The following is a 12,861-nucleotide window of genomic DNA, read 5'->3' as shown; positions in this document are numbered from 1 at the left end:
CGACGCTATCCAGCCGCCCGGTGACGCTGGCCTCCCCGCCGGATAGGCGGCTGAGAGACATTCCCGACCGAGATAGTTCCCGTAGAATATCCTCCCCGCCGGATAGGCGGCTGAGAGAAGCACACGCCGGTCGCGCTCTGCATTGACGCCCCTCCCCGCCGGATAGGCGGCTGAGAGACTTCCAACACCGGCCCGCCGTTGTCCCCATAACCTCCCCGCCGGATAGGCGGCTGAGAGACTTGGCCTTGCGAAAGCTGCGCAGCACGTTTCCCTCCCCGCCGGATAGGCGGCTGAGAGAAAGATTGCGGCGGTTCAAACGTCGCCCAGATCCCTCCCCGCCGGATAGGCGGCTGAGAGAATCAGTATCGGGACAAGGCGTCAGGTCCGTTCCCTCCCCGCCGGATAGGCGGCTGAGAGATCATGCGCGGCCATCAACAGAGCGCCTTTTTCCCTCCCCGCCGGATAGGCGGCTGAGAGAAAGAACGGGACCGCGCGCGACGTGCCTATGACCCTCCCCGCCGGATAGGCGGCTGAGAGACAAAACCGCGCGAACCGCCTCTTGATCTGCATCCTCCCCGCCGGATAGGCGGCTGAGAGACGCAAGGTCCAAGCGGCCCGCCTCGAACGTGTTCCTCCCCGCCGGATAGGCGGCTGAGAGATACAAGCGTGGTGATCGGGTCAAGATCACGCACCTCCCCGCCGGATAGGCGGCTGAGAGAACCATGGGCGCGGATGCGGGCGAGGATGGACACCTCCCCGCCGGATAGGCGGCTGAGAGATCGACATATGGGGGAGAGCAATCCGCGAAACCCCTCCCCGCCGGATAGGCGGCTGAGAGATACGAAAACGAGCGGTTCTTGCCGCCGGATTACCTCCCCGCCGGATAGGCGGCTGAGAGAATCTGAATACAATGCTGATGAGCAATTCATGTCCTCCCCGCCGGATAGGCGGCTGAGAGACATGACAAAGACCGGCGCGCATGTCCGCAATCCCTCCCCGCCGGATAGGCGGCTGAGAGAAAAGCTATTCGTCGCGGTGCTGTCCCCTACGACCTCCCCGCCGGATAGGCGGCTGAGAGATAACGGTCTGGTTATGGTCAGGGCGGTTTGGTCCTCCCCGCCGGATAGGCGGCTGAGAGAACATGGCGAGCAAGACCTACAGCAAGGGCGCACCTCCCCGCCGGATAGGCGGCTGAGAGATGATCAATTGGCTGGACCGCGCCGCCCGTGATCCTCCCCGCCGGATAGGCGGCTGAGAGATGCATAGAGCGCCGCGCCGCCGATCAGGCCATCCTCCCCGCCGGATAGGCGGCTGAGAGAACATGGCGAGCAAGAGCAGACGACGCACCAAGCCTCCCCGCCGGATAGGCGGCTGAGAGAATAACCGTAGTGCCGTTTTGCGCCGCGCCAATCCTCCCCGCCGGATAGGCGGCTGAGAGATTTGAACGGGCGCAGCCAATCGTGACCAAGCCCCTCCCCGCCGGATAGGCGGCTGAGAGACCCGATGGGCTGGTCGGAACGGATGGCTTGATCCTCCCCGCCGGATAGGCGGCTGAGAGACTCATCCCCCCCCGCGACCGGAGCAGCCACGCGCCTCCCCGCCGGATAGGCGGCTGAGAGATTCATGCCCTGACTGATATAGCTGGCGTCAAACCTCCCCGCCGGATAGGCGGCTGAGAGAACAACTGGCGCTACGGGCCGCATTCGCGCGCGCCTCCCCGCCGGATAGGCGGCTGAGAGACCATGCGTAACGGAGGACCAGCCCATATTGCCCCTCCCCGCCGGATAGGCGGCTGAGAGATGTGTCCACTGCGGAATCCGGGGCCGGTGGAACCTCCCCGCCGGATAGGCGGCTGAGAGACCCACCGGGGCAGAAGCCAAGCAGCGCAATCACCTCCCCGCCGGATAGGCGGCTGAGAGATTTATGGTATGGGATGCCTTCAATTGCCATGCCCTCCCCGCCGGATAGGCGGCTGAGAGATGAGACGAACGTGAAGAGGACGAGAGTTTGATCCTCCCCGCCGGATAGGCGGCTGAGAGATCCCGATCCGCGCGAAACCGCAGCGGCTCAGACCTCCCCGCCGGATAGGCGGCTGAGAGATTGATCCTGTCCGCCGCGATGATCACGCTGCCCCTCCCCGCCGGATAGGCGGCTGAGAGAAAAACGCGGAACTGTATCGGCAGGTTGAGGTCCCTCCCCGCCGGATAGGCGGCTGAGAGAACTGACATGGATCGTCGCTGGGGCATCGACCACCTCCCCGCCGGATAGGCGGCTGAGAGAGCGAGCGGCTCATGTATCAGCTTCACGGATCGCCTCCCCGCCGGATAGGCGGCTGAGAGATGTAGCTCTTGTGCTTCGGCTTCGACAACGGGCCTCCCCGCCGGATAGGCGGCTGAGAGACATTCCGCCTTGGCGTCAGGCGAGAACCGCGACCTCCCCGCCGGATAGGCGGCTGAGAGAAAGGTCATCAGCGGCATTGCCTTGACGGCTGCCCTCCCCGCCGGATAGGCGGCTGAGAGATTGATAGGCGCATGGGACAGAGTCCTGTTTGCCCTCCCCGCCGGATAGGCGGCTGAGAGAAACAAGGCGACATCGCTGGATAACCTGATCCTCCTCCCCGCCGGATAGGCGGCTGAGAGATGACTGTGACGGCAACCCTTTTGAAAATTGGGCCTCCCCGCCGGATAGGCGGCTGAGAGACCATAGCCTTCAACAATCGGCGGATTTTCTTGTCCTCCCCGCCGGATAGGCGGCTGAGAGAAGACGCAGAACAGATGTAGGCTTGCACATCATCCTCCCCGCCGGATAGGCGGCTGAGAGAACTGTCGAATCCCTCAATCCGTGTTATGGGGTCCTCCCCGCCGGATAGGCGGCTGAGAGACCGCGCCGATCTGGTGGCACAGCTTGCCGACCCCTCCCCGCCGGATAGGCGGCTGAGAGACAAGCGTCGTCTGCAAGGATTAGAATGCACTCCCTCCCCGCCGGATAGGCGGCTGAGAGATTTTTACCCGAGCGTAGTGCTTCGAACAAAAACCTCCCCGCCGGATAGGCGGCTGAGAGACCAGAACCGTGCATCGTCGCGGACGCCTGCGAACCTCCCCGCCGGATAGGCGGCTGAGAGATCGATAGGTTGCTGGACGCCCAAGCGTCGTCTCCTCCCCGCCGGATAGGCGGCTGAGAGATTTTTCTTCGGTGTCAAACAAAGCGCTGGCGACCTCCCCGCCGGATAGGCGGCTGAGAGAAAGAGCATCAAGACACACCCTTGCCGCCTGTGCCTCCCCGCCGGATAGGCGGCTGAGAGATATCGCACATGGCACTTGCACCGGGATTACGACCTCCCCGCCGGATAGGCGGCTGAGAGAACATTGAGTGCTCGCGTCGCTAGATTGATTGACCTCCCCGCCGGATAGGCGGCTGAGAGATGTGAGGGCCAAGCCATTGGACGCCTGCGCCACCTCCCCGCCGGATAGGCGGCTGAGAGACCGGCATGCACGCGGCGGGCGATGCAATCGAGCCTCCCCGCCGGATAGGCGGCTGAGAGAATTTGACCATCAACCCCAAGATCATATCAGGGCCTCCCCGCCGGATAGGCGGCTGAGAGATATGTAGGTGATTCTTCGGGCGGAAAACCACTTCTAACCGCCGGATAGGGGACTGTGAGAAAAGAGGTAAAGCCGAACGTGTTCGGTGCATTTTGGTTCTCTTGTAATCTAAAAATTAGCAAGCGTGCATCCGCCAAGTTACCAAGTTGAAACGACTAAGATACGGTTGAAAATTGGGGGTAGGGTCATCCTGATATCCGCGAAACGCGCAAATTTTAAAATGTTTTCAGTGTTCCCGGTTTTGGGTAACGCGTCGAACGCGCTGCCGAACGGCACGCGCCTGATCGGTGCAGCCTGGATGAAGGGGGCTCGTCTTCGATCTAGACCCGCAACAGAGCCTTCGTGTTTGGTGGGAGGGCCGCGAAAGTGATACTCCGATGATCCCACGCCGCATGCGCTCCAAGACACGCCAGCCTCCGCTCAGTGGCAATTCGATCTCGTCGCGATCGACACCCCACCCGCCGCGCCGTCATGGCTTACAGAGACGCTCAGGGCCGCCGGTTTAGCTTTGATTGCCGAGATAGTGGAACACGCGATAGCTGCCCATGCTAAGAATGCAGCGAGAATACACAATGTTTGACAAAATACTAGGGGCTGTTGACGTTCATCTGAGTTGAATGATTGATGCGGCCAGTGAAATGAAGGCCTTGAAGCTCTGGTCGGTCTTGCACGAGCGCATGGCGATGCCTCTGTTTTCCTTGAGCTTTCCGAAATGGTTTTCGATCAGATGCCGCCATTTGTAGGTTTCCTTGTCGAACTCGGCAGGAAAGCGGCGGTTGGATTTCGGCGGGATGACTGGTGTAATGCTCCGTTCGGACAGCGCGGTTCGGAGCCAATCGGCATCGAAGGCGCGATCCGCTAGCAGGTGATCTGCGGCGAGCGTGTCGATCAGCTCCGGCACGCCGCGCAGGTCATGCGCTTGCCCCGGCAACAGGCGGAAGTCGACAAGGTTGCCAAGCGCGTCGGTCAGGGCAACGATCTTAGTCGTCATGCCGCCGCGCGAGGCCCCTATGGCCTGGCTCTGAGTCCCCCTTTTGCGCCCTGGCCGGAGCGGTGGACCTTGACGATGGAGCCGTCGATCATCGCGTATTCGAAGTCGGCGTCCGCAGCCAAGGTTCTGAACATGTTGTAGAAAGCATCAGCTTTCACCCACCGCCGGAACCGCTTGAAGACAGAATTCCACTTCCCGAATTCGACGGGCAGTTCCCGCCATTGCGCACCGGTTCGCACAATCCACAACACAGCCTCCATGAACAGACGTGGATCGCGTCCGGTTTGGCCGGGATCTGTGGTCTTGCCAAGGCAGAAAGGTTCGATGACCGCCCATTGGGCGTCGGTCAAGACATGACGGGTCAAGGCTGCTCTCCTCTGTTTGCAACCTTGAATCAGAACTCACAACAAATAGGAACCCGGAACGTCAACAACCCCTAGATCCGTGAAGCTGAAATTTTGAAATCTTTTTTGGGAGATCCCCTATGTCCCTAGACGTTCAACTCGATAGGGCCGTGGCCTCAGGTAATTTGAATTGGATTGCCTATGTGACCAAGCGGATGGCCGAGGTTCAGGCCCAGGAGTGCCCTAAGGGGGCCCCGCGCCCGCGCCTGGACCTTGCCGAGGCCCGTCGTTACATCGCCCAGCTCCCGGCCCCGGAACCGGAACCGGAGGTCGTCCGGAGGCTCATTCTTGTGAAGCCAACGCACCGTTCACCAAAGGAGGATCGTGCGCCAAAGCATGTGACCGAGCGCCCCTATCTGGAGCGAAACAAGCGATATTCGCCCTTTTCCCTGCGATAGGGAAATTCGAGAACTTATGGTTGAGTAGCACTATCTTTATACGGTAGTTATAATCTTGCTCAAACGCCCGCTCCCGGGACACTTCCTTTCGTGGAGGGTGTCAAGCCTTTTCTGACCTCGGAGCGGGCGTTTGGGCCAGTAGGGCTTCAGGGGGCGCGGGCGCGATTCGTAACCCTTTGATCTTAAACACGAAAAGAGGGTCCTTCACTGTAGTAATAGTATATTTTTTCTTTTTTGAACTCTCTTTCTAAAGAAAAGAAGAATAGACTAAAGAGAACTATTAGTTTTACTACGAGATTTAGTTTCACTGTAATTATTTTTATTTAGAGAAATGAATTTAGAAGTATGCCTATGCCTCTTTTCTAAATCCAGTCTTTCCCTCTACTTGATCGTTGCACTGCAATCACCCCTACCGCCAGGCCCTCGGACGTAGTCCAGCAGAACGTCAAGCACATCGCGTTCAGCTAGGACTTACACTGCAACCAGACTCCCCAAGACCGCGAACCTTTGTAATTTTGAATCATCGACCAGCATCCGAAAGAGGATGCTCATGGTAACACTACTCTGTCTGGCCATTTACATCTATTTTGAGGCTAGAGGTGAGCACCCCGACGCGCCGATCACCCTGTAAGGCCGTGGCTAAGCCACACCAGCCCCTCCGGTGCAAATCTGCAAATCCTCACTGCTGGCTCTCCAGGTGGCCTCCTCGGCTCTCTCAGGGCCCACCGAACGTATATCTCAGCAACTCCAATTGCTTTGCCTGTAGTCACGAGCAAAGTGACGCCTTCATTCCTGCCACAGCAGCGAGAGCGTCACACCTTTGCGGCGTGGTTCAAAGGAGATATCTTCCTGCGCAAAATCCGAACCCTGCTTGAGATAGCAGGCAGCACACCCGGGGCCACCGGGAGAAGGAAGTCCCAAATTTGCGACTAACAAATGTCCAGCGCTTTATTGCGCTGATTGCACTGCAACCCCAGGTGGCAAAACCCAAGTTGGTGCCTCATATACCTTACAAGGAAACACCTTAGGAGGAACGCCTGTGATCATGCAACCGAGTCAAGATTTCATTATGACGCCAGCAGACGCGGCTAATTTTATTGGCATCGCGCCTCGCACACTTGCGAGGTGGCATCAGCAACGACTTGGTCCGCCGAGGATCAAGGTTGGCCGTCGTGTCCTATATCGCCGTGAGTGCGTTCTGGAGTGGCTGATAGCAAATGAACAGATGCCCGTGCGGTCGTCATACAACGACAGGATGAGATAAGTCTGGCGTGGATGCTTTGATCAAAGATCGGACTACTTGCAATTTTACTTCAGCATCGAGTGGTAAGCCGTATTGTCAATGTCGCAATTACACTACTCCCGAGATTGTTGTCCCTTGCATGTCCAGCAGCCGAAACCCATTGCCATCACCGAGCCTGTCTATGAAGCCGAGGACCTCACCTATGAGCAGGCCCTCGACGAAATTGACAAGCTCGAGCTCCGCTATCCTGACGCGGTAATCGACATACAACTGGAAGATCTCCTTAGATGAAATTTGAAATTCTAGCCCGAAGGATTGCCGAAAAGTCCGGGTTCCCCGGGCTGGAACAAGCTCTGATCCGTGGGGAGGCTCACACCCTTCCCACGGATCAGTGCATGGTCTGGACGGGAACAAAAACCACTGAGGGCCTCTCCAAAAAGCTCAGACGAGACGCTGAAATGAGACCCTACTACACGATCAATTTTCAGTTCTCGTTTCCTAAGATCAGGGTCAATAAAAAAGAGGTCTATGTCCACCGACTGGTCTTCGAGAAAACCATTGGCCTCCCTGAGAATGGGCGCCTCTCGAACAGGTGTGGGGAAACTCTCTGCGTAAATCCCCGCCACTGGTCCTGTTACGTTCCACATAGAGCCCCCCCATCCACTGAGGCCGAGATCCCCCCCTGTCCGGAAGTCATGAACGAATGGCCGCTCGAGGACGTCGTCTTCATGGTTGAGCAATATCTCGACCACGGCTTTTCCAAAATTGATCCGGAGCATTCGCTCCTGATCGATATCCCCCTGCCTCTTCTGAAAGAGGCCATCTCCGATATGAACAAGGAGCACATGCTATTAAATTTCTGATCTTCCACTTCTCTTAACCGTTGATGACATTGGGGTCAGCAGCTGTAAAACTGAGACCGAGTCCGTCGTCATAAAAAATGGCACATCAGAGTGGTTTGAGCATTGGAGACTGAGGTTCGCTTGTGTGATTGATTGTGCAGCTTGTTTCTGATGTTGCAAGCGGCGTTGGCGGATTGTCTGCTACTTGATCCTCTCCCTTTCACGCATGATGGCTTTTTCGCGGCCACAAGCGATCCCACCCGACCCACCCTCTGCAGTCAGGTTTTGCATCTCTGGAGACCATTATGCCGACCACCACCTATGCCCTTTCCGCGACGTACCTGAAAGCACTTGACGCTGGCCCAGCTTCTCGCCCGCAGAGATCGCGTCACGCGGAGAGGACGCAATCAGGATCAATGCGCAAGCCATGGACAATCGCTGCGCAACCGTCTCGGCAAGCCGTTGATCGTGCGCTCGGCCTATCGCAGCCCCGCGGATACCTGGAGACGCGCCGCAGAGGCAGATGTTGCCACTGCGCTTCGCATCAAGGTCAGCTTTGCAGAAGTCGCTCTGCGGTGCCCAAACGGAAACGAAGCGCGTCAATGGGCTGGCTCCGGTCATCGGCTACACCTGACGCGAAGGGCGTCCTCGCCGAGATTTCGCCAGAATCGTTCGCCTGCCGATCATTTCCTTTCCACTGCGTCGGGATCAGGAGTCAAGATTGGCCAAGGGCGCCCCGACGCAAGATAGGGATGACGTGGTTCCGTTTCTGGCGCACCGTAGTCGTCCCGGAGCTCGTCTATGACTTTGAGACAGCGCACGGCGGGGTTATCCTTACCGCCGCTGCCCGTCATCGCCAGCAGCTTCCGGCGTAGATCGATTGCCGGAACGGGCACGACATTGTAAGCAACTTCCCAGCCCTCTGCCGGGACGTCCTCCGTGACTGCGCTTTGGATAGACTGCCACGTCATGAATGAACGTCCGGTTCTCATCTCAAAATCGATCAGCATCAATACCCCGTCTGTGTCAGGGGCTTCAGCGACTGCGCTAGCTAGCAAGTCAAGCTGCTTCGGTGTCGGTCCATCCTTCAAGAGGTCGTAGACATAGGTTCGGACTTCGGAGAACTCCGAAATCAAGCCCCCCAATTCGCGTTCCCAACGCCACCCGTCGTATGACTTTCCGTTGAGCGCGCCGCTGACGGTCAAGTCAACAAGGCGGCGCGCGGCGGATACGGTGCGGAACCTCAACGCGGTAGCGCGCCACTGATGGTTCTGGTAGAGACGCGGGTCTTCTTCTGCGAGCGTGAAAGTCACGCCTTCTGCGTCGTCCGAACACGAACTGTTGAGTCCGCCGACCATCTCTTCGAGCATTCGTGGGTCGCGCTGCGCGTCCGGCATGCCGCGCACGATGGCGGGCAGATCGGTGACAGGCGTGGCGAACGGCAAAAGGCGCAACCAAGCACGCAGCTGATACGCGTCGCTCTGAGTCAGAATCCAGGTATCCTTCTTGGCCGCCTCAAAGGTCTCAGCTATGCCGTCGGCCACGAGCTTGATGTCGATGTCCTCGCCAGAGAGGATCAGCGACAACAGCAAGGCGGCGCGCGCCTGCCTCGGCGCGAGAGAAATGAGCTTCTGGATCGTCACGTCACGCTGGCCGTGGGGGAGCCGCGATCCGACAACGCCGAGCGCAACCCCCAGCTTCATCTGCGCATCCGTCGAACCATCGACAATCAACGTGTCGATTGCGTCGAAGATCGCCTCCGCCTCGGTTGATGTTGCGGCGGGATCGACGGCGCGGGCTTCGCGGCGCTCTTCCACGCGCGAGAAATCCTCGCCGCTCCGGAATTTCTTGTCGTCCTTGGGTTCGTTGGCCTCGAACCACTGGAAGGCCAGCACACGCGCAGCCAACTCGCCAAAATGCTTATCCGTCAGGTATTCACGCATCAGCGTAGCGGTCTCCGGCGCATTGATCGCCAAGAACGCACGTTGGTACTCATGCATGTGTGGATGCTGCGCTTCGTGCACAGCGTCGCGATCCTTCCAGCCGCTCGCGGTAGCTTTCTCGCGGAAAGCCCGATAGCGACGTAAATTGTCGTCAAGCATTCTCTTCAAGAGTGGAAGATGCGCGACGGACGGTGCGTGGCTCATCATCGTTGCAATGGTAGCCACTCGCCAACGCTTCTCATCCCCAGCGGCGAGCATGCGCTCTGCCCATTCGCGCGCCAGCACTCCGATTGCGGCCAAGCCTTCCACATTGAAGGGTCGCGCCCGCTCTTCGTCGCCGTAGGTCTCACGGGAAAACAGCTCGGCCAGTTGGACGATTTCCTCATTGTCAGCGCTTACCGCCCGCGCCTGAACGGCGGCCACCAAACTTGCGCCCGGCGTGTGGCCGATACGGGCGCGCAGATCGTGATAGCGATCACCTGCCGCCTGGTTGTACTTCCCGCTGGCGTCGCGCAGGACTTTCCCAGCTGCAAGATACGCGTCGATCAGCCGGCCAGCGGCGTTTGGTCCCAGTACTGAAGCGGCGGCCCCGGCGCGGTCGTCGTGCCGGCTTGTTTCTTCGAGGGCGATCCCGAGCAGTGCGTCGTCCTCATGGACAAACCCGGCGGCCGCAAGAATTTCGTCCGAGCCGTAGAAGAGTTCGCGGTGCTCGCGCACGCGGCGCAGTAGCCCCTCAGCGATAGCCTCCGGATATCGCTTTCGCGCTTCATACAACAAGTGCATTTCGCGATCGCGTTTCCGGTCGATCTCCATTTCGGCAACAATCTCAGTAATCTCGGTATCGTGGTGATCTTCGAGCGGCGCGTGAACGAGCGTGCGCAGGCGCTGAAAGTGCGAAATTCCAGCAACCTTGCGCCGTTCGCGCGCTCGCCGGAGTTCCTGCTGGACGGCATCGACTGCAATGTCGTCGAGGTGACCCTTTTCGGCGAGGATATCGTAAGTCGCGTCGCCCGCGTCAGCGAGCAAGTTAGCGACGTGGCGATCCGCCCGTCGAAATGAGAGCGCATCAACCACTGTCGCCTTTACGTCCGGATCGCTGTCAGTTTTCGCGATTGCGGTCGCAAGGTCGAGGCCGTCGATCCCGCCATGCGATGCGATTTCATGCAGTACGTTCTTGCGGATTTCCGGTGGCAGCGCTGCAATGCGCGCCGGCGCGTCGTTCCCAAGCACGGATGAGCGAAATCGCTTCGCCGCCCGAAGGGCGGGCAGGTGCACTTGGGTGTTTGCGTGCGAAATAAGCGGCCAAAGAAAATCGGCGAATTCCGGCCTGCCGGACGTGATCATGAAACGCACCGCGCGATCCACCTTGCCTGGCGCGTGCCACTGCTCGGCGAGGCTCCGCATTTCGGTGCCGATCGGTGCCCATACCTCGTCGGTGGCACGGAAGATCATCTCGCCCGCGAGGACAGGATCGACTTCAAAAGCTGCGCGGATGGAGGCGCTGCATGCGGTCTTATATATGGCGTCTCCGCGTGCGCTCCGTTCGACTGCGAACAGAACTGCTTCTTCCCACGGGCGCTGATCGAGCACGTCGACCTTCAGTTTCTCGCGTGCTGCCGGATCGCTGACGGCCTGTAGAATCAGTCGTTCGACGTAGTGCGAGGCGTACCATTCCTGTAATTGCTGGTGCTGGAACGAGTAGCCCGGCGTGTCGCCGGAGCGCGTCAGAACATGATTGCTGACAAGTGTGTCGAGCAGCGTGTCGGGCTGTGTGGTGATGATCATCTGCCCATCGGCCATCAGGACCCTCGCGGTCTCGGCAATCGATTTGCGGGCATTGCTGTCCGTGATCGCCGTGTTGGCCGTTGTCGTGGCGAACACCGCGAGATTGTCCAAATAGTCCTGCTGAAAGCCGAGGGCCACGGCATGAAGCGCCGCCGCACGGCGAGCTTCCTGCTCGTGCGCTGCAACGAAGCAACTTAGCACTTCTTCCTTTGTGGTCGGGAAAGGCGCGCCCTCTGGCAGCGACAACAGTGCCGTGAGGTAGAGAGGAATGGTAACGAGTTCGCGGACGCCCGCTGTCCGCAAGGCCTGATCGACGAGCTGTGCGCCGGCTTCGCCGCGCATGCCGCGCGCAATCTCTATTTGCTGCTCATCGTCAAGCGGCAGCAAATCGACCCGCGTCCCACCGAAAGGAATGTCGAGGGCCTGCCTGCGGGTGGAAATGACAAGACCCAGCTCTGGCAATTCAGCCTTGAGGGCCGTGATTTGCACGCGCGCGCGTTCGCGTGCGGCGGCATCCAGTTCGTTCCAGCCGTCAAGAAACAGCACGACACCGGGGTTCGCCGCAACAGCGCGGAAATCCTGCTCGGTAATTCCATTGAACGCGGGGCGTTTCAGGATGGACACGAGCAACCCGTCGCCTTCGGTGGCCCAATCTCCCAGTGGCACGACAAACGGCGTGCCATTGCCGATCTCCGACAAACCTTCGGCGACCTGAAAGAGTGTCGTCGTCTTTCCCATTCCGGGTGCCGCGACAAGGATGAGATCATCCAGCTTGGTCACGGCGTTGGCAAGCGCGCGCGTGCTCAGCGCTTCGTCCACGTGCTTCACCTTTAACCTCAGCGTGAGCGCCACGTTTGTGCCTGGCCATTTGGGTGTGCGGCGGAACACGGCTAGGTCATCAGCAGCAGCCCGTTGCAGGCGAGCACTCATTTCCGCAACGGTTGGCGGCATAGTCGGGCCGAAGGCTACTTTTTCTATGACGCTACGCCACATGTCCTCCGAATGCTTCTTTTTCCAGCCATGCAAGAACGCCTCCGTGAAAATAGGATCAGGTGAATCGATTGCCTTCGCGCAATCTTGGCAAAGCCAAATTCCGTTTGCTTCCGAACTTCGCTGCTGGGACGTCATATCGGCGCGATATCGGCGCGCGCCAGCGCCTGGCGCCGCGGCGCAAATATGTGCGGCGACCCCAATGTTCACTTCCTTTGCGTCGTCGCTCGTCGGCGCAGATGTCAGCTTCCTGCAACTGGGGTTGCTGCATTTATACCGGGCATGCTTCGCAAGGCGGTTCTTGGTCGCCTGAGAAAAGTCGTCTCTGTTGTTACTCTTGGCCATCGACGGCTTGCTCGGTTTGGTTCGTTTGAACACGTTTTTGAAAGTTAGCCCCTCGACGGACGTGTCCCGTATTTCGGCTTACATTAGAAGAATAGACGAATGCTAAGTTGCCTCAATATGATTTCACATGCCGCTGCTCAGCTCGGGAAGAACTGCATCGGTCCTCGCTGGATCAGCCGCAACGCCGAAAACGGCAAAGAGGTCATGCCCGCTGCGCTGACATTAGGCAGCCGACTCATAAAACTCGATCCACAGGCGCACTGAGGCCAGTTTGATCATTGCCAGAAAGTTGCGTGACGTTTTCTCATACCGCGTGGC

4 protein-coding genes and 1 CRISPR repeat array (1 of these 5 only partly in view) are annotated in these 12,861 nt (G+C 59.1%); of the genes, 2 read left to right on the top strand and 2 right to left on the bottom strand.

Annotation, left to right across the window (positions count from 1 at the left end; all coding sequences use genetic code 11):
* Positions 1-3,602: direct repeats of the CRISPR family, unit length 28 nt; unit sequence CCTCCCCGCCGGATAGGCGGCTGAGAGA (it extends 271 nt beyond the left edge of the window).
* 604 nt (positions 3,603-4,206) lie between these two features.
* Positions 4,207-4,958 (bottom strand): IS5 family transposase gene (locus ACSSVY_RS09855; RefSeq protein WP_454269381.1). Its coding sequence is split into 2 segments (ribosomal slippage): positions 4,207-4,628 and positions 4,628-4,958, totalling 753 coding nucleotides; the frame shifts between segments, so codons are not numbered across the junction.
* 1,482 nt (positions 4,959-6,440) lie between these two features.
* On the opposite strand from ACSSVY_RS09855, the gene ACSSVY_RS09850 reads away from it, so the two are divergent.
* Entirely contained in the window at positions 6,441-6,659 is a 219-nt protein-coding gene (locus ACSSVY_RS09850; RefSeq protein WP_454269642.1) for a helix-turn-helix transcriptional regulator, read from the top strand.
* A 266-nt stretch (positions 6,660-6,925) separates the two neighbouring features.
* Positions 6,926-7,501 (top strand): hypothetical protein, encoded by a 576-nt coding sequence (locus tag ACSSVY_RS09845; protein WP_454269380.1) that lies wholly within the window; start codon positions 6,926-6,928, stop codon positions 7,499-7,501.
* A gap of 662 nt (positions 7,502-8,163) precedes the next feature.
* On the opposite strand, the gene ACSSVY_RS09840 is transcribed toward ACSSVY_RS09845, so the two are convergent.
* Positions 8,164-12,543, bottom strand: a complete 4,380-nt coding sequence (locus ACSSVY_RS09840) for an NACHT domain-containing protein (RefSeq protein WP_454269379.1) — start codon at positions 12,541-12,543, stop codon at positions 8,164-8,166.
* Between the last annotated feature and the right edge of the window lie 318 nt (positions 12,544-12,861).

The sequence above is a fragment of the Roseovarius sp. MBR-51 genome (assembly GCF_053628575.1).
This window is presented reverse-complemented; position numbering and strand designations above follow the sequence as displayed.